Origin of the sequence: Paenibacillus sp. FSL R7-0128 (genome assembly GCF_038002245.1) — a bacterium.
In the GTDB taxonomy this organism is placed as follows: Bacteria; Bacillota; Bacilli; order Paenibacillales; family Paenibacillaceae; genus Paenibacillus_AQ; species Paenibacillus_AQ silagei.
Genome location: NZ_JBBOCD010000001.1, coordinates 5,576,683 through 5,601,205 on the forward strand (window position 1 = coordinate 5,576,683; position 24,523 = coordinate 5,601,205).

Genomic DNA, 24,523 nt, shown 5'->3' on the forward strand with positions numbered 1-24,523 from the left:
AACTTATGAAAAACATTATGTGAGGAGATTAATATGAAAAAAATCATTATGTTCTTAACAATATTCATGTGCTTTGTAGCAACTACTGCATTTGCTTCTCCGTCAATTACTGGTTTACAATTTGATGGAACAGTATACAGTGGCACCACTACTGTTCGCAATTACGACACTAATGAGCTCATTGCATCTGAGCCTATTAATGCAAGTTCAATCAAGCTACAAGGTGCAGGAGGATCATACACTGGTAGTGACGGTTCTCCTAATGTAGTTAATGTAAGTATTATTACTGATTCTGGGACTTATCCTATAGGTACCGTGGGATACAATAATGTAATATCAGTGGGTTCGTATCAAAATATCAATAAAATAATATTAACTGGTACTAATAGAGCAAGTTCTGTTAATGTCTTCATAACTATAACGCCGGCGGAAACATCAACGCCAACGCCTACACCAACGGCCACACCGACATCAACGCCTACACCAACGGCCACACCTGAACCTACACCAAGCCCTACTCCAACACCCGCATTAAAACCAACTCTTGATGTAGCCATTGCTCCAGAAAAAATCGGTTTAGGCAAAGAGTTCACAGCGGATATATCACTTAAAAACGTTAAGGATATTTACGCTGAAGACTTTGAAGTAAAGTACGATAAGGAGCACTTGCAGTATCTCGGATTTGAAGAAGTAACGGGCTATAAAGTGTACAATAAACCCGTTGATCAAAACGGTGCTGTCCGCTTTGTAGTGGCAAGTCAGGGTGAAGAATACGGCATCAATAAAGATACTGTTGTCGTAAAACTCAAGTTTAAGGCCAAAGCCAAAGGGACAGCCGTCGTCGATGCAACCAAATCGAGGATTGCAGATACCGAAGAGGAATATGACCTGGAGAAAGATAACTGCCTGGAAGACAGTGTCATCATCGAGGCAACGGACGTCAACAAGTCAGGTACGTACACCCTTGTTGACCTTGCGATAGATGCCAGGTACTTCAAATATTTTGCGCCTGATGTTGATCCGGTAAAGTATAATGCTCAGCAAGCCGGTGATGAATATGTGAATGACGACGACTTGCTTTTTATTGTTGATCAGCTTTTAAACAATCCGGATTACTTACCTAATACCTAAAGAACGCTAACAAGATGTATATGAGGGGTGTAATAATTGAGAAAGTTAAAACTATTATTAGCTTTAGTGTTAATGTTTGCTGCTTTGCCAGTACAAGGTGCTTTTGCAAGTGTTGGTCCAGGTACGGTATATATTGATTTTGGTAGTAATGGACAAGATATAGCTAATTTTAAATTCACCGGTACAGGTACAGGAACAGATCTTAAATTTTTTGATATTAATGGGAAGCTATTTTTCAGTACTCCAGTTGGTTCGCCTATGCCTTTAAGTGGTAGTTTTATAAATGCGCATTCGATATATGTTATGCGATACATGCAAGTAACACTTAATGCAGGAGCTACTCTTACAAATGTGTCGTGGACTAGCTCAACAGGAAGCACTGGAAACACTACGAACATTTCGACTACCAACCCCTTTCTAGACCCATCGCCGACACCAACGGCAACACCGACAGCTACGCCTGAACCAACAGTTTCTCCTACACCTAGTCCTTCACCGACAGCTACTCCGGAGCCTACAGCAACAGTAACACCAACGCCTTCAGCAACGCCGGTGCCGACTGCAACGCCAAAGCCAACTGCGACACCAGAACAACCATCAAGTGACCGAGCGCTGCTTACAGTTACGTTTATCAACGGCACCGAAAAGGAATACGACCTTCCAATCGCTGAAGTTGAAGCATTCGTAAACTGGTATGATGCCCGTGATGCAGGCAGAGGCCCAGGCTCGTTTGCAATTGATAAGCACACGAATAACAAAGGCCCTTTCAAAAAACGTAAAGATTATGTAGTTTTCGACAAAATCCTAACCTTTGAAGTAAGTGAGTATACAACAACCTAATAAGTAGTCCCAACACTTACCTCCTCTATCCAAAGTAGCCAAGAGCTATAATTGGATAGAGGAGTTTTTTGTTTGAACACGCCATTTAATGATTATCATAAAGGCATCTATGTTTGGAGGTGGATAACATGTGTGGACGCTTTACAATCACAATAACCCTGGAAGAGATACTATCCCATTACCTAATAGATGATAGCAAAACAGCTACCCTTCAGCCAAACTATAATGTCGCACCTATGCATAACATCCCAGCAGTGATCGCGACTAACGATGGCAAACGTCTTGAGGAGCTTCGTTGGGGGCTTGTACCTTTCTGGGCCAAGGATGACAAGGTCGGCAGCAAGATGATTAATGCTCGAGCTGAGACCGTTGCGCAGAAGCCTGCTTTCAAACGTTTGTTGAAGTCCAAACGCTGCATCATACCAGCGGATGGATTTTACGAGTGGAAAAAGGACGGTTCCACCAAACAGCCCTACCGAATTTTAAAGAGTGATGGCAACATATTCTCCTTTGCCGGATTGTATGACACATGGGAAGATCCGGAAGGCAAGAAAATCAGCACATGTACCATCATCACCACAACCCCAAACAGTTTAATGGCTGATATACATGACCGTATGCCAGTGATCCTCCGGTCGGAGGATAAAGCCGATTGGCTGGAGAGAGATAATGACGATGTCGAATCCTTATTAAAGCTGCTGAGGCCATATGATGCCTCTAAAATGCGGGCTTATAAAGTCCCTTCGGCTGGAGGTAATGTGCGAAATAACTCTGTAGAATTGCTCGAGAATATCGGATAAAAACAAACCCGCCGGGCATGTGCCTGACAGGTTTGTTTAAGTAGGCTCTAAATTCAAATCAATCTCGTTTGAACCAACTTCCGGCGATCTTAACCAGGGTATTATATAAGCAATAAAGTAATGTCTCTTAGGTTCTATTCAATTTTTTCAGCAAATTCAGTAATTGGTAAACTCCCGTAAATACCAATTCGTTTAATTTGGTAATTCCCTTCAAAATCATTAGTACCAATATATTTGCCATCATCAGTTGTAACCGCATATAAGTAACCAGTATTTTTTATGGTCTCAACTACAATTGAATTGTACCCACCTACTGGATATGCCATTACGTTAACAGGCTTATTCGTTATCGAAAATATTTTTTGTGCTGATGTAGTATACTCCAAACCTTCATCTACATCTGTTCTTCGAAGATCCACATGGTTGTAAGTATGACTTTGAAACGAAATAATCCCACTATCACTCATGTTTTTCATTTGACTTACAGATAAATAATTAACATTTGGATTATCAATAAACGAGCCAATCATAAAAATTGTAGCTTTTGGATTGTAAGAACTCGTTTGCATTCCTTGTAATATTTGATATGCCTGCATATTATTTGCGTAACCATCATCAAGCGTTATAATGATGGGCTTCTCATAATTTTTATAGTTAGCAATTTGATCAAAAGTTAACATGGTATATCCATTATCTTTAAGGTACTGCATCTGTTGTTCGAAATCCGTTGCCGATACAGCCCCAGTGCTGGGATCACCAATTTCATGGTACATCAAGACAGGAACCTGTTTTGCAAACATATTAATCTTAACTTGACCAAGAAAAATTGAAGTTCCATCCACTAACTCACCATAAACATTTACATTATAAATTCCATCTCGATTGCTGAAATCTGAAATATTGACCGTTGAATTCCAACGATTATTTACATTATCATATGTCATATCGTACCACTTTGAATTATCTATTCCATCTTCATCTTTCCAAACAGCAAAATAAGCGCTTGTTAAATTAGGGTTAATCTTATACGCATATACAGGAAATGAATCCCCTTGAATGGTTTCGTTGCTAGAAGTTGCAGGGTTTACATTAACTTTAGTATTTGAAATGAGATTGTTTGATCCGTCTGCATTAGTCTTAAATATATTAATTTGATATTCACCTATTTTATAATCAAAATTTTGAATATCAACATTATCTACATACTGACCACTGGAATCTTTTGTCATCCCAAACCATTTCGCTGTATTTACTCCATCTTCAGTTCTCCAGACAGCATAAAATATCCCTTGAACATTTGGGGAATTTCTCGCATATAGGTCGAAATTAGATTTATATGTATTTGTTTCACTAGTCCTGACATCTAAATAATTAACCTTAAGCTCGCCGAGAAAGTACTCTGCTTTCACACTCGTTTGTCCTGGATAATTCGCGATTCCATTTTGATAAACAGTTATTGTGTATTCACCTGTGGCGTTAGAAAAATCGTTAAAATATACTTTTGAAGACCAGCGATACACATTACTACTATCTTTTTGCATTGAGTACCACTTTGCCGAATTTGACCCTTCCGAGGTTTTATAAACAGCAAAATAAGGACCAGTATCAATAGAATTATCCGCTTTATGCCACCCCATATACCATATATCACTCGCCGATACTTCAAAATAATCTTTTGTTGTATTGGTACTATCAACAACTAATTTTCCATTGCTAGTAATAGTATTAACTTGAGCCTGTGCTGAAAATGAAAATAAAATCATACAAAAAGTTAGTAATAAAAATGACAAGCATATTCTTTTTGACATAATAAAATTCCTCCCACAAGTTAAGAAAAAATATGCAGCAAATACAGATAACTATCATTATATTTGTAATGGAACATTATGTATATGTAGTTAAGGAAGATTTTCCTTGATGTAAAAAACACCCTGCCATTACTGACAGGGTTAAATATGAGGAAGGTTATTCTGCTGAATATTCATCCACACTAAACGTGAGGATCTTATCAAAGATTAAATAATCTTTACGGGCGCTAAAGGGCCCTTTATTATTGTTATGTTTGTTGATCGCATACTTGGCAGGCCCTGCTCCAGCATCTCTTGCATCATACCAATTCAAGAAAGCACTGACCTCTTCAGCCGAAAGATCATATTCTTTATCAAGACCAGTTGTTAGTGTAATAGTAAGTATAGCACGTTCTCCTGAAGCTTCTGGATCGGGCTGATTAACCTTTTGCGGGGTAGCTGATGCTTCATTTGAATTCAGGCTTTCACTATTTCCATCCGTTGCTGTTACAACGTAATAATAAGTCATACCATTGATAACAGTATTATCCGTGTATGAGTCACCTGTAACATTGGGAGCGATTGAAGTGTATGGTCCTCCTGTATCGGTAGCACGCTTTACATTGTAACCAGTTGCACCTGTAACAGGTGACCAAGTTAGATCAACCACCTTATTTTTCCCTACTGCAACTAGATCTATTGGAGCTTCTTGTTTAGAGCCGATTAGCTCCATCTCACCTACCATAATACAATAGCTGTTATTTCCAATATTATTGATCAATTGGATTCTCCAATATCTGAAACTACCAGTTGGTTTCCATACAAATTCTTGAATAGTCTCATTTCCTAGTGCAGTACCTGAGTATTGTTTTTCCCAATTTGAATTATCATTTGAGGCTTGCACAACAAAATCCTTCATATCATATGCATATTCATAGGATAGATCAGCCTTATACTTCAACTTTGAAATGGATTGTTCCTTACCAAAATCAACAGCTATCCATTCGTTTTTTGTCGTATTAGTAGAAAATCCTGCATTATTTTCGATCCAAACATTATCAAATGCTTTCTCAGGGCCAAAGTTCCGGGTATCGCCAGGTCTATTCCAAAAACTACTTGCCGAAAACGCAGAATTTGGTAACCCATCCGTTAAGTCTACTTCTCCAGCAGCATCAGCAAACGCATGATTTTTAAATCCAAACATTGATAGTACCAAAGTAAGAGAAATTACCATCTTAATCATTACACTTTTCCAACGTTTCAAAAAATCCATCTCCTTTAATATGTATACATCAAGCCTACACCATATAAAGGCGAACAAACAGTCTGTTTCTCTACAGAAATTTACAATACACTTAAGAGTTAATGAGGTAAAATGTGGAATAGATTAAGATGTTACCCTTAAAGAATTGCACGAAATTAGGACATCGGTAAATTTGAAAGGATTTATGATGGCAATAATTCCAGAACTTAAGGATGTTCATGTTTTTGCTGAAGGAGATGTGACCGGAGATTTTTGCGTATCCTTAGTTTTAGACATTGGTCCTTCAGATGTTTTTGGTGCTGATCAATTCTATGCTACAGTTGGGACTGCTCAAGGGATCTCGGATTTTCTTAGAACCATGTCATTTATAATTTGTAGAGGTTTTGTGGTAGTTCCTGAATTCAACTTAAAAGCCATTAAAGATTGTATTCAAGTTAGAATTTCGGAATGTGCTAAGGATGACTGGGAACAAACTGCATTGTCAATTAACAGGCTTTTTCCTTGGGAATATGATAAAATGAAGGATTATAAATTTTTTTCGCAAAATTAATAAAAGATTTATACCCGTAAGTACTTTGGTGTTTATTGTAAAATGCATAGTATTATCCCTCTTATTCTGATAGACTATTTTTGCTAATTATTATCAGAATAAGGGGCTGTTCATAATGATGTTATTTATTTGGGGATTTATTGTAGTGCTCATTATCGGTATTATTTTTGGAGCAAAAAAAGGAATTAAACAAGGGAATGAGCTAAAAGAACAAACCCAAAACATCGGAGCGTTACAGGGGGTATTCGCAGAACATGTGGAGGGACTTGGCATTGGAAGTGTCGAGTGCAAAATTTTTAGATTTTCTGATCGTGTGCTTATTGATTCAGGCAGACAAAGATTTGAAATATATCTTGCGCAATTCAGAGCCGCTGAAGTTAAAAGTGCGCAAGAATTGATCGATAAAAGCAAAAGCGTTGTGGGTCGTGCAATGATTGGAACGCTTCTTGTACCTGGGTTAGGAACGATTGTCGGAGGTATGTCCGGAATAGGAAATAAAAAGAAAACTAGTCACTATATGATATTTAACTTTATAGATGCTCATGGTGAGTTGTCAGCTGTAACTTTTCAAGACACTTTTGCATTTGGTATGAAGGACTTCTGCCAAGGCTTAAATCATTCTCTGCCGACCGGCGAGTCCAGTGTCGTAAGACTGTAACCCATAGCCCGCCGACCAGTTAAGGTTGACGGGCTTCGGCCTATACTTTCGGACTGAACGCCCGGCCCTACTTTCAATCCACCACTAACACCCGCGGCAAAGCACTCTGAATAGACTTGGATGCTGCCCAGCAGCCCAGGCCTGCGGCGATGACACTTAAGGGAATCATCGAGGCTATACCTCCCCCGTTCATGATCAGCGGAACTTTAACAATCCCGTAATCCGACAGGATAACGTTCAGCAGTGGTGGCAGGCCTAATAAGCCTAAAGGTATCCCTACCAAAGCTCCGATCCCCGATACGACCAGGATTCCGGTGGTTTCCGACAGTCGGATCTGGCGGGAGGTCATGCCGATGGACTTGTAGATGCCGTAGGTGCGGCTCTCTTTCTTCATATTAATCCGGCAGATACTGTAGATGATTACGAACGTAATGATGATGAATAACAGCGCCATAACGGATACTGGCAGCACGATGATTTTGACCGCTTGGGAGAATACCTCATCCACCAGCGAAGCCTGACTGGCGATTCCGATTACACTGCCGTACCGCTCTTGCAATTCATTCACGAATGAATCGGTTGAAGTCCCCTCATGCAGATTCATGAAAGTGGTGTTCATCGCACTTCCATAGCCCGGATTACTAGTTCTGATGACGTCGGCGGTAATCCGCCCCGAATTAGACATGTTCGCGATTGCCTGGTAGATCCCGGTGACGGTCAGCGTATGTTTTTCCCCTTCAATATAAATATCCGTTGTATCGCCTGCTTGGATACCTAGCGTTCTGGCAACATTCACACCAACCGAGATTTCATTGGCAGACACAGGGTTCTGTCCCTCCACATTCTCATAGCCTATTTCATCATAGCTCCCATCCGCCACCGTCAGTAAGATCCCCATCGTATCCTGCTTCATGGCAGCCCCATCCTTCTGGGGAACCGGCACAACCGCATTGGCATCCCCGTACCGCGAGTAATTCTTCACCCTTGGATCAGAGAGGACTTCTTCTTGCAGCTGTTCAAAAGTCATTTTAGCCGGGTTATCGATTCTGATGGACAGATCGGCCGAATCATACCCCCATTTGGCAATGGTTCCATGGATAGAAGCAATGCTGTATACGAACAGGAACCCGAAGACGAGTACAGCGGTGGACAACGCCGAGATCAGCACAATCAGCAGCGAACCCCGGATATTCTTGGTGACACTTCTTAGCCCGATAATCATTGAAGTCGGAAGAGCGCCCAGTTGCAGGAGCTTTCTTTTCCATGTTCCAGTTCCTCCTGATTGGTGGGAGTACTCCTTCTCGGACATGCCGTAACGAACGGCTTGGGCAGGCTCCACATGACGCGCCTTATTCGCGAACAGCAGGGCCGAGAGGAGAATAACCACAACGACAGCCGCGCCAGTCCACAGACCTGTACCTGAAAATACATCGTTCATCCCTAATGAACCTGTGTTGAGATAAGCCATAGAACCCGCAACAATGGTGCCGGAGAGGATATTGCTGACCAGCATCCCCGGGATGACCGAGACGAGCGCCAGGAAGGTATATTGCGCAACATAAGCCATAATGACTTTACGGGAGGATAATCCGACAGATTTGATAATCCCGATCGTTCTGTAGTTAGAGAGAATGGCATCGGCAATCGTGAATCCCAAGGTATACAAGGCTACACAGATCATGACAGCAGCCAGAAAAATCATCACGAAGCTGATCACCTGGTTCGCAATCATATAATAGGAAGACAAGCTCTCGAAGTCTTTGACCGACTCCAGATAGGGGGTCCCCAGATACTGTTCGAATCTCTCCCAGTAGGCTCTCTGTTGACTGTAATCCTCAAACCGTAGTCCGGTCATATACTTATCTTCGCCCGGCAAAAGGGTCATATGCTTAGTATAATCCTCATGATTCAGCCAGATTCTCCCGCTCGTCGCAAATGGCGAACAGTAGGAAATATCCACGACGACGGCCGCAACGTTCAACCGGATGGTCCCTTCATCTGTCTTGAATTCAACTGAATCGCCCACATGAATATCATTGGGATACGCCAGCGAGGTGGGAATCCAGGCAGTTCCTGCTTCCGGTGTGCTCTGTTCTTCCCCTTCCACGAACTGCAGCCGGTCCACGGGAAAAGGTCCTGTTGGCGCATCCATCATGAACAAGTCCACATTGGGGATCTCTTTCAAGGCGTGAGACATACTAGACAGATAGCGGTAGCGCATCAAATCCGAGACCGTTACGCCTTGCTCCTCCTCCCACCATTTATGTACCTCGACCGGATCATGGAGGCCATTCTCCATCTGTAATATTTGATGAGCGCCACGGGACTGTTCATGCATACTCTCATACATCCGGTTGGTGTTGTTCAGAACGGATATGGCGGTTGAGAGGAGCAGGGCTGCCAGCATGATGATGATCGCAATGAAGCTGTTTTGTACTTTTTTATGCTTCAGGTTCGTCCAGCATAGTTTCCATACCGCATACATCCGCTACCTCTCCTCCCCTGACATGAACATGAAAATTTGGTTTTCTCTCGCTTTCAACTGATCCGGTGCATATTTGCCTAGCTCCAGAATTCCGTCGATTGTGCCGTCTTTGACCAGGATTAACCGGTCCGCCCTGCACGCAGCCTGGATATCATGCGTCACCATAACGATCGATTGATCATTCTGGTTCATCTCCGTCAACAGATCCAGAATCACTGCGCCCTGCTCCTGGCTTAATGCCCCTGTAGGCTCATCCGCAAAAATCACCTCCGGCGAATTGATGAGCGCCCTGGCAATCGCCGCTCTCTGCTGTTGTCCTCCAGATACCTGGGACGGCAGGCGTCCGGCTTGTGCCCCGATCCCCATCTGGTGCAGCAGGCTTAATGCCTGCTCGTTCACCCCGCTTTTGCTGCGGCCAGCCACGTACCCCGGGAAAGCCACATTCTCCAGCAAAGTGAAATCAGGAACCAGATTGATCGATTGATATACATAGCCGATTTTGTTGGACCGGAAATCCGTAAGTTCCTTCTCTGTGTATGCATCAATTCGCTGTCCCTTGAACATCACTTCTCCGGAAGTGATCCCGTCCAGACCGCTGAGGAGGTAGAGCAACGTAGATTTCCCCGAGCCTGAGCTGCCCATAATCACCGTAAAGTCACTTTGGTATACTTTGAGATTAATGCTTTTGGCGGCGAGATATTGTTCATGGCCTGAGGAGTAAACTTTGCATAGATCAACAGTCTTGATTAAGACTTCTTTCCTGGGATTCTGTGTTATCACACAAGGCCGCCTCCTAAAATCAATCTTATTCTTCTTCCTGCTCTTCACCTAAATACTGTTACTGTTCGATCCTAAGATTGCCAGTGTCAGAGATAAGCTTGACAAGTGGCCCTCCTTCACCGATATAACCGTCCTTATAACCCGGAAGCGTCACCTTAACGGTTCCAGAATCCGCAGAGAATTGAGTACGGAGCGCTTGAGGCGCTTCTGTTGTCTGGATGGTAATATCTCCAGTATCTGAGGTAGCATGGATATCTTGAAGGATGCGCTCAAGCGAGGCGGTGATTTCACCAGTATCCGTTTCCGCATGAATGATCCCCTCCTCTATCTCCAGCTTGATAGAACCCGAGTCGCTTACCACCCGGTATTCCTTCGCCAGGACGGGGCCGACATCAATTCTTCCGGAGTCCGTTACCACCTGCAGCTGGTCTAGCCGGGTCGCAGGAACCCCAACCGTGAGCTTAAGCTCCGTATAGATGTCAAAAAAGCGGAAGCGGTTATCCTGAACAACCTTAATGCTGGTTTGTCCCCGATCCTGAGTGATGTGCAGCTTGTAATCCTTCATTAATGCCTTGGTCGTCTTCCCGCCTAAGGTTGCCTTGATTTCATCTCCCTGAATGGGAACCACATCAATCGTTCCAATCTCGTTTTGAAGAAGAACGCTGGTGGTCTGGTCCATCCGCACAGGTTGTTCAACCGATAGCTCATGCAAATTAAATGGTGAATTGCCTAACAGATACAGCACTACATTTCCAATGACTCCGGCAGCAATCAGGAGCAGAGCAAGTCTGGTTACGTTCCGGGATCTATTTTTCAAAAGAGGTCACATCCTTCTTAATAACTGTCAGATTATACTTCAGGTACCGGATCACAAGATGGTAATACAGCCGGGTGAGCTTTAGTGTTCCAAGGGCTACTAGCAGTCCCACACCAACCAGGCCCAGCATCAGAAAAATGCTATTGATAGACAACGTGACCGACTGATACTGAAGAATTAAAAGAATCGGAGAAATAAGCAGGCAAATGGCAAAGACGAACACCCCGGCAATCACAGTCAAAGAAGTGATAAAAGGCAGCAGAACGATAACTAAGTTGAACAATCCTAAGCTCACCGTTGCCATAACCGCTCTCGTAACGCTTAAGAGCGTTGGGGATTTGTCCGCTCTCTCAATTTGCGACTGGGTCAGTAGTTCACGGGCGATCAACCGGGGATGGCCCAGCTTGGAGATCACTTCTGCTTCAGACCGCCCGCTTAGTTGGGCAAACTCGAAATGCTCCCGGAATTCACCCATAAGATCGGCACATTCCTCAGGAGGAAGCAGCTTCAGATAACGTGCCAATTCATTCAGATAGGCCTCTTTATTCAATCCGATCCCCCCCAATGATCTCCTGCACTCCTATGGCAAAAGCATTCCATTCCTCTATCATGTCGTTCATGACTCTCCTTCCCTCATCGGTAATCTTATAGTACTTCCGGGGCGGCCCCTCGCCCGATTCAGATAAATAGGTGGAAAATAACCCTTCCGTAGCCAGTCTTCTTAATAACGGATAGATCGTGCCCTCCGCTATGGCGAATTTCTGCGAGATCTGCTCCACAAGCTCATATCCGTAACGGTCCTTCTGCGATGTTAAAACAAGAACACAAAGCTCCAGCACACCCTTCTTGAACTGAACATTCAATACTTATCACCACGCTTTATTTAGTACTGTGTAATACACAGTAGTTACTAATACAAAGATTACCATCCACTACTGTTTAATGCAAGGTAGTTGGAGGTAATAGTTGTATTTCACGTTTACTCATAATTTTCTCACTCCTTAACATTAATCCTTCATATGATTTTTTTAAGCTATGGGCATATGCCGTGATGGATATAGGTTATAGTCCATAGACTGTTGACGAGATAGTATTTGAGGAGGTTTACCCATGGAAACGAATTATCAACAAGTTGCCTGGAATTGTATGAATAAATATGTTGGTATTACTACAAGCGATGGTCAGTCTCACGACGGGTTTGTTGCTCATATCGATCAGAACTATATTACACTTGCCATTCCCACCAATGAAATGGTGGGCCAGATGAACGGAATGCCTGCTAACGCAACAACCTACAGACAATTCGGATACTATCCGGGTTTCTACCCGCGCCGCCGCTTTTATCCAAGACCGATCCCCTTTGGTGCCATTACAGCTTTGTACTTGCTTCCATTTTTTATTTAATAATGATTAGGGAATTCGTTATTGCATGGGCATCCGCCCAGTTCTTTATGTGGGCATTAGCATAGGATGATGTATAACCATTCGGGAGGTAACAAAGTGCTGAATAATCAAATGTATCCAATGCAGCAACAAATGCCGCAAGCAATCATGGTATATCCTATTGACCCCTACGTAGTCGAAACCTTAATGTCTGTAAAAGGTAAACAGGTAGTGCTCGAAACCACTCGCGGAGGGATTAGCGGCTGCTTAGTGGAAGTTAAGCCAGACCACGTTGTATTGGATACCAGGGGCCGGAAGTTTTTCGTACGAATCTGCGAGATTGTCTGGATCATGCCAGAATAGATTTCTGTGAAGGAGCTACGATAGTAGAGATCCCCTCAGTGTTACCCTAGCTGGGCGAGGATGGCAGCCGCCTTATGATCAGACATGCGCTTGAGGCAGGAATCAACTTATTCGATACCGCTAATTTGTATTCGCACGGAACCAGCGAGGAAAGTGTCAGCAGGGCGCCTCCACCATGAGAACTTGGCAGTTCGCCAAGGCCCTGCATCTCCAGAAACAGAACGGTTGGACCCGCTTCATCTCCATGCAACACAACTACAACTTAATCGCCCGCGAAGAAGAAAACGAGATGATCCCGCTCTGTGCCGACGAGGGGATTCAGACCATGGTCTTCAGTCCGCTGTCGCGTGGGGTTCTGGCCCGGCCTTGGGGCGCACAAACAGCCCGCATGGCCGCAACCGTTGGACATGAGGTTGCGATTCCGGGTGGGGGGAAGTGAATTGAACGGAGCAAGAGGCCCATGCGGGGTTGCATGGGCCTCTTGCTCCGTTCTCTTTAATTAGGGGTCCTGACCCTTGAAGACCGATCCGATTACATTCAAGAAGCTTGCGTCGCATACAATCGTGCATAAATGCCGCCGCTACGCAGCAGTTCCTCATGCGTACCCGTCTCGGCAATCTCTGTGCCCTCCAGCACGACGATCTGGTCGGCATGACGGACCGTCGATAGGCGATGGGCAATCACCAGTGTTGTGCGATCCTTCGATATTTCGTCCAGCGCCTGCTGGATCTCTTGCTCGGTCTTGGTATCCAGCGCCGATGTCGCTTCATCCAGAATGAGAATCGGTGCATTGCGAAGAATTGCCCGTGCGATCGAAATCCGCTGCTTCTGCCCTCCGGACAGTCTCACACCGCGTTCACCAATCACCGTATCGTAGCCTTGCTCCATCTGTGCTATGAAATCATGCGCTTTCGCCGCCTTCGCTGCGGCCATCACATCTTTCCCGGTCGCATCCGCCCATCCATAAGCGATATTATCATACACCGTGCCGTCAAACAGGAAGGTATCCTGCAGCACCATCGAGATATTGTCACGCAGGCTGGAGAGCGTCACATCACGAATGTCGATGCCATCCACTTGAATTGAACCGGTCTGCGGGTCGTAGAACCGGTTAACGAGACTGGCCAATGTCGTCTTTCCTACACCGGTTGTACCTACAAGCGCCACCGTCTTTCCAGGCTCAATAGTCAGGTTCAGCCCTTCTAGTACAGGAGCACCATCCGGATATACGAATGTGACATTCTGAAAGGATATCTGTCCTTGTATACGCGGCAAATGGACTGCATTTCGCTTCTCCTGTATGTCTTCCTCCTCTTCCAGCACATCATATACCCGTTTAAGACCAGCGGCGGCTCGCCCGGACATTTCCACTAAGCTGGAAAAGGACTTTACCGGTTGATAGAACATACCCAGGTAGGCGATGAATCCAATGATATCAGCAATACTTACCTCGCCTGTTGCCATCAATCTGCCGCCTAGTATCACGACAAGCACGGTACCCAGCGCGGTCACAAATGCCAACAACGGCACAGAGGTCTCATAGAACAGACTGGCACGCAAATAGGTCTTCGTATGTTTCATAGCCAGACGGGAAACGTTGCCCCGCTCCTCCTCCTGCCGATTGAAAATTTGGATTTCCTTCATGCCCGACAGGTTCTCCTGCACCTTGCCAGCAATCTCTCCCCGCGCCTTGGAATTCTCTCCCCATAGCGGTGACAATCGTTTGCTTTGCCATACCGTGATCGCAAGCAGCAACGGAATTGTGATCAGACTGATCAGTGCCAGCTTCACATTGATCGTCAAGAGCAGGATGCCTACTCCGATAAAAGTCAGCCCGTTGATGATAAAGTCAGGAATGGCATGGGCAATGTAAATTTCCGCTTCCATCGCATCATTCACAACGCGCCCGGTCAGGTCACCCGTCCGGCTTCGATGGAAATAGCGCAGGCTCATTTGCTGATATTTGCTATATAATCTTGTTCTTAAATCTGCCACATAATGAAGTGCCGCATAATGGTTCATATAGCCGGCCAGTGATGTTCCGATGGCTTGCAGACAGGTGGCTCCAAGCAGCAACAGACCAATCTTCAGCGCTTCCGCGGCAAACCGGCTGCTGCCTTCGGTCGCCAATTGTGTCAACGAGCGGAGCGCCCAGGGCAAATAAAACCCGGCAATCGTGGCCATCACGATACCGGCAAATCCAATGCCTAACTGCAGCCAGTATTTCCGTGCGCCCATCAGGACACGCCATGCGGTTCTCATGTGGCAATCGACTCCTTCTGTTCCTCAGCTTGCAGGAATCCTTGATCTGCTGCTTGGTCTCTACGCTTATCACGCAATAGCTCGTACGTCACATACACCGGCCGCCCTGTTCGCGGTTCCAGCATAATCTCGGCATCAATAGCAAACACCTCACGCAGCGTCTGCACCGTCATTACACGCTCTGGCGAGCCATGCTCCACCACCTGGCCCTCACGAATCGCCACCATATAGTCGGAGAAGCGTGCTGCCAGATTCAGGTCATGCAGCACCATCACAATCGTCACCTGCTGACTGCGATTCAGTTCATAGAGCAGTTCCAGCACTTCGAGCTGATGCGCCAGGTCCAGATAGGTGGTGGGTTCATCCAGCAGGATCAGATCGGTCTGCTGGGTGAGCGCCATCGCAATCCATACGCGCTGACGCTGACCGCCGGAGAGCGTATCGACCTCACGATGCTCAAACGCTGTAAGCTGTGTAACCGATAGCGCCCAGGTGACTACTTGCTTATCCTCTTTGGAGAGCTTGCCGAAACCCCGTTGATGAGGAAAACGCCCATAGGCGACTAATTGGCCGACCGTTAAGCCGCTCGGTGCGGTTGGCGTCTGCGGCAGAATCGCCATCTGCTTGGCGACTTCCCTGGTGGACAGTGTGCGGATATCGGCACCATTCAGATAGACCGTACCATTATTCGGCTTGAGCAGCCGGCCGACTGCCTTGAGTACGGTTGATTTGCCGCATCCATTGGGACCAATAATCGAGGTGATCTGTCCACGCGGAATCTGCAAATCCAGTTCTTTGACGATAAGTGTGTCATTATAGGCAATATCAATTTGCTCTGCTGTAATACTTTCCATGACGTCCTCCTAATTGGCCTTCGCTAGTAGATAAAGAAAGTACGGAACACTGATGACCGTAATGACGATTCCCGTCGGCACATCTCCCCCCAGGTTAACCGTGCGCGTAATCGTGTCAGCCAGCACCACGACTAATCCGCCGGTCAGGCTGGCAGCCGGAATGAGTAATTTGTGATCAGGCCCGACCAGTTTCCTTGCCATATGCGGAGCGATCAAGCCAACGAAGAAGAAGCTCCCGCCAACAGCTACACTGCCAGAGGATAAAGCAACAGCAGCGATCGACAACCCCAAAAACTGCCGCTTCACGGAAAGTCCCAGCCCTTCTGCCGTCTGATAGCCCAGATGGAGGGTGTTCAGCATCCGGGACTTGTAGAAAATATAGCCGATTATAATCAAGACCCATGGTGCCAGTACGGCAATATAGCGCCAATCAGCGCCCCACAAGCTCCCCGCCAGCCAATTCAGCATGAAGTCCATCTGCGAATCATCCAGCTTGAGTGTCAGAAAGGTGGTCAGCGCCCCATACCCGCTTCCGAGTGCGACCCCGGTTAAGATCAGACCGATTGGCGAGAGGTTTCGCCCACGGTGATACGATAATAAGAAGATCAATCCCGCCGCCAGCAGGCCGCCAACAAAGGCCAGTAGCGGCAGGGCAATGAAGGAACTTTTTCCTGCCGATGCGATGAATACTACGAAGAACAGGACAAACAAACCCGATCCTGAACTAATCCCCAGTGTCCCCGGACTAGCCATGTCATTGCGCAGCAAGCTCTGCATCACGACCCCAGCCGCGCCCATTCCCAGACCTACCAAGATCGACAGTACGATTCGTGGCATTCGAAAATCGAACAGGATCAGATTTTGCTTACCGGTGCCGTTACCAAGGAGGACATTCAGCACTTCTAGCGGTGAAAGATTCATCTTGCCGGAATTCATGCTAATGACAGCAAACATAAGGATAAGCACCATAAGCACTACATTGACGAGGATACCCCGTTGCACCGTATAACGTTGCTTGATCATTCGAATTCCCTCCTTTGCCTGCGGGCCAGGAAGAGAAAGTACGGCACACCAATGATCGAAAAGATAATGCCAATCGGTGTTTCGAACGGCCTATTGATCAAACGGCCAGCCAGATCGGCCGATACGGTCAGCAACGCACCATATAGCGCAGCAGCCGGAATAATGTACCTGTAGTCGACACCGACCATGTAACGTACAATATGCGGGGTAATCAGACCCACAAAACCGATTGGGCCAACCACGACAACAGCCAATCCAGTCAGCACGAGCACGGTAATTGTCGACAGTCCCTTGACCAGTCCGCTGCGGATACCGAGTCCACTTGCCACATCATCCCCCAGACTAAGCAGTGTAACAGAAGGAGCCAGCGCCAGCGCCAGCAGTACACCACCAACAAATAGAGGGGAGATAATCAGTAATTCCTCCCACTTGGCCCCGGCTGTACTGCCTGCGGTCCAGAATGCCAAGGCCCGGCCCAGGTTGTAATTGATCGCCAAATACTGACTGAGTGCGCCAAACAGCATGGAGATGGACAGTCCTGCCAGCACCAGCCGCTGAGGTGTCATCCCGCGCTTGCCCAGTGACGCGATGAAGTATGTGATCCCAGTCGCAAGTGCTGCTCCCAGACAAGCAAACAGCATCATCTGCCCATACGAATACCCCGGTAGGAAGGCCAGGCACAGCGCAATCGCGAATGCTGCCCCGGAGCTGATCCCCATCAGCCCGGAGTCGGCCAGCGGATTACGCGTTGTCCCCTGCATGATCGCACCACAAACCGCAAGGCTGCATCCGACGATCAGATCGGCTACGGTACGCGGAAGACGTAGGGTTTGAATAATTTGATGTTCAGTGAGCGTTGGATCAAATCGGAAAATAGCCTCCCATGCAGTCGCTAACCTCATATCAGCGGCGCCAAAGCTAATCGACGCCGCTGACATGAGAACCGTTAATCCAAGCCCTACCACCATGTACATGGTGAAGTTCACCGCCCCACGGCGATTTTGTTCAGGCTTGTTTTTCATCGTATTTCCAGATCCCCTTATTTAGCTAATGCCAGCAATTGATTGACAATATGATCAATCAACGCACTGGAAGTCATTATATCCGTGGACCAAGATAGCGATGAACCCACCGTTACGATCCGATGATGCTGCACAGCGGGTAGTGATTTCCAAACCGCATGATCAGCAGGAACTTCCGTATCTCCTAAGGCGATCAAATAATCCCCCATGTAAGCGGGCAAGACCTCCATTGAGATCTGTCCCCAATATTTATCTGCGTCAATAATATCAGATTGAACCTTTGACGGTGCCTTCATTTGAAGCTGATTATACATAAGCTCGCCAACCGCATGCTTGGCTCCTGCGATGGAGTTCGTTTTATCACCGAATTCTCCCATAGTAATCGTCACGTCTGCAAGGCCGGCATTCTTAAGGGATAGCTTCGCTTCTTCGATTTTGTTAGCATAAGCACTCAAAACAGCCTCAGCCTCTTTCGGCTTATTCAGAACATTGCCAATAAAATGGATACGCTCTTCTGTAGTCATATCACCATAAGGGACATAAATGGTCGGGGCAATTTTGGATAAATCCTCATAATTCTCTTCGCCCCATGCTAATATGATCAGATCAGGCTCAAGAGTCATGACATCTTCCGGCTCCATCTTTATGTTAATTGAATCTTTAATCTCGGTAGAATACACCGCCTCTGTCTCGCCTTTTGTTGCTCTCGCCACACCATGAGGAGTGACACCCAAAGCTACCACATCACCAACCAGATAATCGACTACAACACGCTGAGGGTTGCTAGGCACCTCAACATCACCCTTTACTGTAGATATCGTTCTGGTCTGCGAGACTGCTTCTGAAGCCTTCGTCTCCTGTACTTCCGGTTGTGTCGTCTGCCCGGTCTCCGCAGACGGATTCACCGTTCCCCTATTATTCGCTGGCGTCCCCGACGTACATGCCGTCAGCAACAGCATCAGGCTCATCGCCGCCACAAAGATCATTTCTTTACTTCGTACTTGTCCAAACATGCTTGATTCCCCATCTCTATAAGACTTGACTAGACTCGCCAGTTCCCTCTCATTGTAATGAAGATGAGAATCATTATCAATACCATCAACCTGCATGGATGGTGCGTTTATTTTCCGGTAATCACTCGGCGTCATCTTGTAATACTTCTTAAACATCCGAAACAGGTTCTTCTCATCAGCAAATCCAGATCCTGTTGCTATCTCTTTAATGGTTGCCTCTGTATACTTCAAGTCATGACAGGCAGCTTCAATCCTTCTCTGAATGAGGTACTCTTGTAAGCTCATCCCTTCCTTCTTTTTGAACAACCGCGTTAATTGCCCGCCACTGATCCCAAACATAGCGGCAATGTCCTGGAACATAATCGGCTCCCTGTAATGTTTATCAAGATATATTTTGGCAGAGCTGGCTGGAAAGGGCTGGAGATAGCGAATCTCGCCCCCCTCAAAATCTCTGTACACCCTATGAATCAATTGATATAGAAACCCCTTGGCCTGAAGCTGATCCATCGCTTTGCCGCGGTTCCAGTCATTTAACATTTGTTGAAACCAATCGAGCAGCAAAATGGGATTACTTGGTGTATAACCAAACTGTTGAACAAATGGATTGACTTGCTCCAGTAATTGCAGCAGGTGCTTCTTGTGGAAAAGAGGGGATTCCGCTTTATAAAAGACCATAAAGGTCTTCACACTCTCCCTTTTAGGCCAAATACTGAGCAGGCTCCCCTTCCCGCCATGAACTAGACCGAAGCGTTCCATTCCAAATGTCGTTTCATTCAGTTGAATTTGCGCTTCCCCTCCACAGGCATAGATAAACATGCTGCTAGGCATTTTATACTGCTCCAAAGGGTATGCGGACGCTATATTCTGAAAGCGTACATCTATTAATGTAATGATCGAACGTGTCCAAATGCGGGCCATCGTATCGATCATCTCCGGTGTAAATACCTTGCTAGCTTCTGCTTCTTCCTGCATCAGTCCGCGCTCCCCCATCTCACTTGTCCCAATTGATATACCGATCCTAAAATGATTTTGATTATCATTATCATAATGATCAAGGTAAGTATATCATCATTAAGTGACATTGGGGGAGCAGACAACGGACGTTATGCTTTGGATTCCAAAGCATCTCAGGTAGCTCTGGCGAATTGTTACAAAAGAAATATCCATTTTGTCTACAAATATCCAAATGTTTAAATTGATCGTAATTTGTATTACTGGTAATGTTTGGAGAGAAAGGAGGACATTCTGTTTGATTTTTGTAAGCGCTTAACTAAATAATGAATAAAATGAAGGAGGATTACTCGAATGCATGTGAATGAATGGAAAAGAGCTAAAACACCCTTTATTCTGTTTCTGTCCCTTCTGCTGATTGTCCTGTCCTGTGGAGGATCTGGCTCCAAGAGCTATGCCGCTCCGCTCAGTCTCCTTAACGGGATTCAGTTCAAGGATACTTCAGGCAATCCGGTTAATGCGCATGGCGGTGGAATGATCAAGTCTGGCAGCTATTATTATTGGGTTGGGGAGAACCGGGATGGAACGAACTATGTATCACTTTACCGTTCAACAGACCTGAAGAACTGGGAATTCCGCGCGAATATACTATCCAAGAGCAGCGCCTCAGAGCTTGCAACCGCCAATATCGAACGCCCCAAGCTTCTTTATAATGCGGCAACCGGAAAATATGTGCTATGGGCGCATAAAGAAAACGGGGTAGATTACGGAGAAGCAAAAGTCGCTGTTGCCTCAGCCTCCAATATCGAAGGTCCGTATACGTATCAAGGCAGCTTCAGGCCTCTTGACTACGATTCCCGTGATATGACGGTATACAACGATAACGGCACCGCTTATCTGATATCAGCCACAAGAGTGAATGCCGATCTTAACATTTATCGTCTGACTCCGGATTTTCTGGGCGTGGAATCACTGGTCCAGACCCTGTGGGCAGGTTCATACCGTGAAGCTCCTGCTATGTTCAAGCGGGGCTCTACCTACTTCCTGATCACTTCCGGCGCAACAGGCTGGACTCCTAACCAGCAGAAATACGCAACCGCTTCCAGCATAAGCGGAACCTGGAGCGCCCTCTCCAATGTCGGAGATTCACGCGCTTCCGAGTCACAAGCCGCCTATATCATTCCTGTTGAGGGTAGCTCATCCACGTCCTATCTATATATGGGTGACCGCTGGGCCGGAGCCTGGGAGCGTCCCGCCAATGAATCCAAATACGTATGGCTGCCGTTGACATTCCCTTCATCGACCACCCTCTCCATGTCATGGTACCCGCAGCTTAACATCGATAGTGCAGCAGGAACGGTCGCAGGAACTCCTTTCACGGTAGACAGCAGCCTCACTTATGAGCTGATTAACCGCAAAAGCGAAAAGGCTTTGAACATTAGAGCGAGTGCAACAGCAAATGGTGCAGATGCCGAACAATGGACCGATACTAACTTACCGAGTGAACGTTGGACGCTGATCGACGCTGGCGACGGGTACTATAAGCTTAAGAACACCAACAGCGGATTGATTCTTGGCCCTGAGAATGGCACTACGACCGATGGAACAGTCATCGAACAGTGGTCAGACGGGGGTTGGACCAGCCAGCACTGGCAGCTGATAGATGCGGGCGGCGGCTTCTTCAAGCTGAAGAACCGCGCTACCGGCAAATTGATAGACGTCTCCTCCGGCGCACTCACCGACGGTGCCAATGTGATTCAATGGAGTGACAACAACGGCTTGAATCAACAATGGCAAATCGTCGTGGCCAATTAATAAATGGTACTGCTTCCTTCTCCAGCGTTGTGGTCACTATGATTGATCGCGTTGTAGCGTTCACGGAGCGTCCATTCAAGTCCACACGTTGATCTTTCTCAAAAAAAGGAGGCGTCACAGAAGCCATTACATGGCTTTTGGGACAGCCTCTTCTTTTGGAAAAGCCTTCTGTGGACTCGCTGTTACTGCTTTATCTTTTTGCTCTGCCCCAGAAATTTCTTGTTGTTCCCCTGAAGCCGGAGATCAGGCTGGCGACTAACCCAAAGCCGTAGACTACCGCTCCGAATCCATAAGCCACTCCGTAGCCACCGAGATGATCAATCATCCACCCTGTCATTCCCGGACCCAGCATTTGACCTACCGCATAGAATATTGAGATAAATCCGATGGCAGTTGGAACATACCGAGGATTGACTTGTTTCGCAGCCTTCAGCTGAATTAATGTAACCAGACCACCGATACTGGAGCCCCAAAGTACTGATGATAAGACGAACCCCGGAATACTGTGATTCAGAAGCGGGATGGTATCCCCTGCCGCCGCGCAAGCCCAAACCAGTATAAACATCCGGTTTACACCAAATCGGTCGGACAGACTGCCCCAGACAGGGCCGCCTGCAATGCTGAAGATGCCAGCTATGGCGTACACCAGACCGGCAGCGCGGTCCGAAATCCCTTCAGCCAGCATATAACCAGATTGATATAGATTGGGGACAAGATATGCTATACCCACTAGAAAATAGAGTACAGCCACCTGCATCAATGCTTTATTTTTTAACCACTTCGGTTTGTCTGTCTCCTTCACGCTCCCTACAATCTCGGGGTTTCTCAGGATCAATAAAGCCGCGATTAGCACAAATAGTGAGATAATACCGAACCCTAACCAGACCGCACGCCAGCCTAGAACGGGGAATTGAGCGATTAGTAAGGGTACTAAAAATCCGCTTAACAGCATCCCGATACCTGCACCACTTAGCAACATCCCGAGGACGATTCCCTTCTTGTCCGGGAACTGGCCCAGCATGAGGGACATAAGCGGAGTGAACACCAGTGCACTGCCCCCTCCGGCCAGGAACATGAACAGAGCCACCCAAATGAACGAATATGATCCGGAAAGGCCAAACATGCTGATGACAACAGCACTGCCTCCTGCCATAAGAACAGCTTTGCTACCCCAGCGGACAGCGAGTATACCCGATAACCCGACCGATGCCAGGTAACCTAGAAACATGATCGTGCCAAGCATCCCTCCCTGTGAAATTGACAATCCGAGTCCGGCCTGCATATAAGGCAAAACTAGCCCGTAGGCCATTCGCGCAAACCCTGTCGTGGTCACAATCATCAACATCCCGGTCAGTACAAACGGCCAGAAGGATGGGAGAGGGGCTGAATTGAAATTGGAATCAGAACTGTATTTCGAGCGCACCTGGGCACTCTCCCTTCTGTGAAAATATGAAAATAATTATTACTATAGTAAGGTTTTTCTGACGGCACCCTCTACCCCAAGATGGATTAAAATCCCCGTTTCACGGAATCCATGAGATTCTCTGTAATTTAACCATCCGATTTCATGAAAAAGCCCTTCAGTGGGTTCTGAAGGGCTTTTTCTATGCCTGGCAAGTCCATTTGCTTGTGAAGAGAGAGTTAACCGGTAAGTTGACAGTCCGTTCTAAATAAAAGTCTGTCATTACCATATTATATCCGGGAAGAATTTTCACGTAGTAATGCGCTGGGATTTACTCCGAATTTCTTGCGGAACGCCTCGGCAAAATGGCTTGGATTCGAGTAACCCACTGCGCAAGACACTTCAATGACGTTGGACTTGCCGGCTTGAAGTAGCTTTAAAGCCTGCTCCATCCTCTTCTCTCGTAGGTATCCAAAGATGGTGTTACCATACATTTCCTTGAAGCCCACCTTGAGCTTGTAATCATTCAAACCGACCATACGTGACAGCTGCAACAATGATGGAGGATTATCCATCTGCTGCAGGATTATTCGGCGCGCTTCGCCAACGCGCAACTGGGTCTCTTGGCTAAGCCCTGTCCGTTCCTCTTTTCCTTCAAGAAAAGTGCGGAGCGCCAGTTCCAGGAGTTCTAACACCGTATACTCCAGCTCAATATTATTCATCGTTCCATCTCTTAGGCTTGCTGCAATGTGGTGAAGCGAAGCACTGGCGGAAGCTGGCGGCTTCTCCTGAAGCAACCGATACGACTTTCCTCCAAGAAGGCTGTTAAAGTCAGCCTTTTGCACTCCCCCGATGGAGGTCATAAAATGATGAAACACGCCGACAGACATCCCGATGCCCAACATTCGAAAAGATTGTGCTTGGCCAAGCTCCAATCTCGCTTCCGGGGTATTAATCAGTTGCAAACTCCAATTGGCAGGCATGAACTCCTGACGAGCGCCAGGTACACTTATCTCCCTGCTACCCTCATAACAATACCCAAACTCTACCATTGGCGCGAGTGAATCTAGGCGTATATCATGGTTCTGGTACAGCTTATAGTCTGACATAACCATCTCCAACTCAGAGCGTGGGTACAACCGAAGTACCTGTCCTATTCCTGTCGTAGGGTGAAGCATATAGCTTGAACTTCCGGCTTGATGACCTCCTTCAAACTTTTCAAAGAAATGATTGAAATTATATTGAATCGAATTGTTCATAATTAAGCACTCCATGTGTTCTCTATATGATAATCATTCTCATTGTAATGAATAATTATCTTTT

The 24,523-nt window shown here is 46.4% G+C and carries 24 protein-coding genes; 10 read left to right on the forward strand and 14 right to left on the reverse strand.

The window, feature by feature from the left end; translation table 11 throughout:
- The first annotated feature begins 33 nt into the window (after positions 1-33).
- The 3 genes from NST26_RS23415 to NST26_RS23425 all read left to right on the forward strand — a co-directional run bounded on the left by NST26_RS23415 (position 34) and on the right by NST26_RS23425 (position 2,771).
- The gene (locus tag NST26_RS23415) at positions 34-1,131 is read left to right on the forward strand and encodes a cohesin domain-containing protein (protein ID WP_340979852.1); all 1,098 of its coding nucleotides are present in this window, start codon (positions 34-36) and stop codon (positions 1,129-1,131) included.
- 36 nt (positions 1,132-1,167) lie between these two features.
- Positions 1,168-1,971: a hypothetical protein gene (locus NST26_RS23420; RefSeq protein WP_340979853.1), complete on the forward strand. Its 804-nt coding sequence runs from the start codon at positions 1,168-1,170 to the stop codon at positions 1,969-1,971.
- 128 nt (positions 1,972-2,099) lie between these two features.
- Complete coding sequence (locus NST26_RS23425; RefSeq protein ID WP_340979855.1) at positions 2,100-2,771, forward strand: SOS response-associated peptidase; 672 nt, start codon at positions 2,100-2,102, stop codon at positions 2,769-2,771.
- A 134-nt stretch (positions 2,772-2,905) separates the two neighbouring features.
- On the opposite strand, the gene NST26_RS23430 is transcribed toward NST26_RS23425, so the two are convergent.
- Both NST26_RS23430 and NST26_RS23435 read right to left on the reverse strand, forming a co-directional pair.
- Positions 2,906-4,579, reverse strand: coding sequence for a GBS Bsp-like repeat-containing protein (locus tag NST26_RS23430; protein WP_340979856.1), 1,674 nt, complete (start codon positions 4,577-4,579; stop codon positions 2,906-2,908).
- 157 nt (positions 4,580-4,736) lie between these two features.
- Entirely contained in the window at positions 4,737-5,822 is a 1,086-nt protein-coding gene (locus NST26_RS23435) for a discoidin domain-containing protein (protein ID WP_340979857.1), read from the reverse strand.
- 172 nt (positions 5,823-5,994) lie between these two features.
- On the opposite strand from NST26_RS23435, the gene NST26_RS23440 reads away from it, so the two are divergent.
- Complete coding sequence (locus tag NST26_RS23440) at positions 5,995-6,372, forward strand: Imm8 family immunity protein (protein WP_340950939.1); 378 nt, start codon at positions 5,995-5,997, stop codon at positions 6,370-6,372.
- Positions 6,373-6,487: 115 nt separating this feature from the next.
- Entirely contained in the window at positions 6,488-7,030 is a 543-nt protein-coding gene (locus tag NST26_RS23445) for a hypothetical protein (RefSeq protein ID WP_340979858.1), read from the forward strand.
- Positions 7,031-7,103: 73 nt separating this feature from the next.
- Here the strand turns inward: NST26_RS23445 and NST26_RS23450 are convergent, their stop codons facing one another.
- From NST26_RS23450 to NST26_RS23470, 5 genes are read right to left on the reverse strand one after another with little or no spacing between them, the layout of a single operon-like run.
- Positions 7,104-9,515: an FtsX-like permease family protein gene (locus NST26_RS23450; protein WP_340979859.1), complete on the reverse strand. Its 2,412-nt coding sequence runs from the start codon at positions 9,513-9,515 to the stop codon at positions 7,104-7,106.
- A gap of 3 nt (positions 9,516-9,518) precedes the next feature.
- Complete coding sequence (locus tag NST26_RS23455) at positions 9,519-10,295, reverse strand: ABC transporter ATP-binding protein (RefSeq protein WP_339250104.1); 777 nt, start codon at positions 10,293-10,295, stop codon at positions 9,519-9,521.
- Positions 10,296-10,353: 58 nt separating this feature from the next.
- A complete protein-coding gene (locus NST26_RS23460; protein WP_340950935.1) occupies positions 10,354-11,112 on the reverse strand; it encodes a DUF4097 family beta strand repeat-containing protein in 759 nt (252 codons plus the stop codon).
- Positions 11,102-11,662, reverse strand: coding sequence for an HAAS signaling domain-containing protein (locus tag NST26_RS23465; RefSeq protein ID WP_339250108.1), 561 nt, complete (start codon positions 11,660-11,662; stop codon positions 11,102-11,104). The genes NST26_RS23460 and NST26_RS23465 overlap by 11 nt, the downstream gene beginning before the upstream one ends.
- Positions 11,655-11,975, reverse strand: a complete 321-nt coding sequence (locus NST26_RS23470; RefSeq protein WP_339250110.1) for a PadR family transcriptional regulator — start codon at positions 11,973-11,975, stop codon at positions 11,655-11,657. Before NST26_RS23470 ends, NST26_RS23465 begins: the two co-directional genes overlap by 8 nt.
- Before the next feature lie 247 nt (positions 11,976-12,222).
- On the opposite strand from NST26_RS23470, the gene NST26_RS23475 reads away from it, so the two are divergent.
- From NST26_RS23475 to NST26_RS23490, 4 genes are all read left to right on the forward strand, one after another.
- The gene (locus NST26_RS23475; protein WP_339250112.1) at positions 12,223-12,516 is read left to right on the forward strand and encodes a phosphatidylinositol kinase; all 294 of its coding nucleotides are present in this window, start codon (positions 12,223-12,225) and stop codon (positions 12,514-12,516) included.
- A 96-nt stretch (positions 12,517-12,612) separates the two neighbouring features.
- Positions 12,613-12,858, forward strand: a complete 246-nt coding sequence (locus tag NST26_RS23480) for a YuzF family protein (RefSeq protein ID WP_405115755.1) — start codon at positions 12,613-12,615, stop codon at positions 12,856-12,858.
- A 74-nt stretch (positions 12,859-12,932) separates the two neighbouring features.
- A complete protein-coding gene (locus NST26_RS23485) occupies positions 12,933-13,037 on the forward strand; it encodes an aldo/keto reductase (protein WP_339250114.1) in 105 nt (34 codons plus the stop codon).
- Positions 13,034-13,297 (forward strand): aldo/keto reductase, encoded by a 264-nt coding sequence (locus NST26_RS23490; protein WP_340950932.1) that lies wholly within the window; start codon positions 13,034-13,036, stop codon positions 13,295-13,297. Before NST26_RS23485 ends, NST26_RS23490 begins: the two co-directional genes overlap by 4 nt.
- A 98-nt stretch (positions 13,298-13,395) precedes the next feature.
- Here NST26_RS23490 and NST26_RS23495 read toward each other — a convergent pair whose 3' ends face one another.
- Genes NST26_RS23495 through NST26_RS23515 form a run of 5 tightly spaced genes read right to left on the reverse strand, consistent with a single transcriptional unit; the run spans position 13,396 to position 20,004 of the window.
- Positions 13,396-15,120, reverse strand: a complete 1,725-nt coding sequence (locus tag NST26_RS23495; protein ID WP_340979861.1) for an ABC transporter ATP-binding protein — start codon at positions 15,118-15,120, stop codon at positions 13,396-13,398.
- Complete coding sequence (locus NST26_RS23500; protein WP_340752397.1) at positions 15,117-15,974, reverse strand: ABC transporter ATP-binding protein; 858 nt, start codon at positions 15,972-15,974, stop codon at positions 15,117-15,119. The genes NST26_RS23495 and NST26_RS23500 overlap by 4 nt, the downstream gene beginning before the upstream one ends.
- Positions 15,975-15,983: 9 nt before the next feature.
- Entirely contained in the window at positions 15,984-16,997 is a 1,014-nt protein-coding gene (locus NST26_RS23505; RefSeq protein ID WP_340979862.1) for a FecCD family ABC transporter permease, read from the reverse strand.
- A complete protein-coding gene (locus NST26_RS23510) occupies positions 16,994-18,019 on the reverse strand; it encodes a FecCD family ABC transporter permease (RefSeq protein WP_340979864.1) in 1,026 nt (341 codons plus the stop codon). The genes NST26_RS23505 and NST26_RS23510 overlap by 4 nt, the downstream gene beginning before the upstream one ends.
- Before the next feature lie 17 nt (positions 18,020-18,036).
- Positions 18,037-20,004, reverse strand: coding sequence for an AraC family transcriptional regulator (locus NST26_RS23515; RefSeq protein WP_340979865.1), 1,968 nt, complete (start codon positions 20,002-20,004; stop codon positions 18,037-18,039).
- 324 nt (positions 20,005-20,328) lie between these two features.
- On the opposite strand from NST26_RS23515, the gene NST26_RS23520 reads away from it, so the two are divergent.
- Positions 20,329-21,798, forward strand: a complete 1,470-nt coding sequence (locus NST26_RS23520) for an RICIN domain-containing protein (protein WP_445323380.1) — start codon at positions 20,329-20,331, stop codon at positions 21,796-21,798.
- A 190-nt stretch (positions 21,799-21,988) separates the two neighbouring features.
- Here the strand turns inward: NST26_RS23520 and NST26_RS23525 are convergent, their stop codons facing one another.
- Positions 21,989-23,221: a YbfB/YjiJ family MFS transporter gene (locus NST26_RS23525; protein ID WP_340979867.1), complete on the reverse strand. Its 1,233-nt coding sequence runs from the start codon at positions 23,219-23,221 to the stop codon at positions 21,989-21,991.
- Between the two features lie 269 nt (positions 23,222-23,490).
- On the reverse strand, positions 23,491-24,459 hold the full coding sequence (locus NST26_RS23530; RefSeq protein ID WP_340979868.1) for a helix-turn-helix transcriptional regulator: 969 nt from the start codon (positions 24,457-24,459) through the stop codon (positions 23,491-23,493).
- Positions 24,460-24,523 lie beyond the last annotated feature (64 nt).

What these genes read in the sequence shown, in the direction of transcription:
- NST26_RS23485 (WP_339250114.1), top strand. Translation starts at nt 12,933, where the DNA reads ATGATCAGACATGCGCTTGAGGCAGGAATCAACTTATTCGATACCGCT.
- NST26_RS23475 (WP_339250112.1), top strand. Translation starts at nt 12,223, where the DNA reads ATGGAAACGAATTATCAACAAGTTGCCTGGAATTGTATGAATAAATAT.
- NST26_RS23425 (WP_340979855.1), top strand. Translation starts at nt 2,100, where the DNA reads ATGTGTGGACGCTTTACAATCACAATAACCCTGGAAGAGATACTATCC.
- NST26_RS23530 (WP_340979868.1), bottom strand. Translation starts at nt 24,459, where the DNA reads ATGAACAATTCGATTCAATATAATTTCAATCATTTCTTTGAAAAGTTT.
- NST26_RS23430 (WP_340979856.1), bottom strand. Translation starts at nt 4,579, where the DNA reads ATGTCAAAAAGAATATGCTTGTCATTTTTATTACTAACTTTTTGTATG.
- NST26_RS23515 (WP_340979865.1), bottom strand. Translation starts at nt 20,004, where the DNA reads ATGCAGGAAGAAGCAGAAGCTAGCAAGGTATTTACACCGGAGATGATC.
- NST26_RS23500 (WP_340752397.1), bottom strand. Translation starts at nt 15,974, where the DNA reads ATGGAAAGTATTACAGCAGAGCAAATTGATATTGCCTATAATGACACA.
- NST26_RS23490 (WP_340950932.1), top strand. Translation starts at nt 13,034, where the DNA reads ATGAGAACTTGGCAGTTCGCCAAGGCCCTGCATCTCCAGAAACAGAAC.
- NST26_RS23505 (WP_340979862.1), bottom strand. Translation starts at nt 16,997, where the DNA reads ATGATCAAGCAACGTTATACGGTGCAACGGGGTATCCTCGTCAATGTA.
- NST26_RS23445 (WP_340979858.1), top strand. Translation starts at nt 6,488, where the DNA reads ATGATGTTATTTATTTGGGGATTTATTGTAGTGCTCATTATCGGTATT.
- NST26_RS23495 (WP_340979861.1), bottom strand. Translation starts at nt 15,120, where the DNA reads ATGAGAACCGCATGGCGTGTCCTGATGGGCGCACGGAAATACTGGCTG.
- NST26_RS23415 (WP_340979852.1), top strand. Translation starts at nt 34, where the DNA reads ATGAAAAAAATCATTATGTTCTTAACAATATTCATGTGCTTTGTAGCA.
- NST26_RS23450 (WP_340979859.1), bottom strand. Translation starts at nt 9,515, where the DNA reads ATGTATGCGGTATGGAAACTATGCTGGACGAACCTGAAGCATAAAAAA.
- NST26_RS23510 (WP_340979864.1), bottom strand. Translation starts at nt 18,019, where the DNA reads ATGAAAAACAAGCCTGAACAAAATCGCCGTGGGGCGGTGAACTTCACC.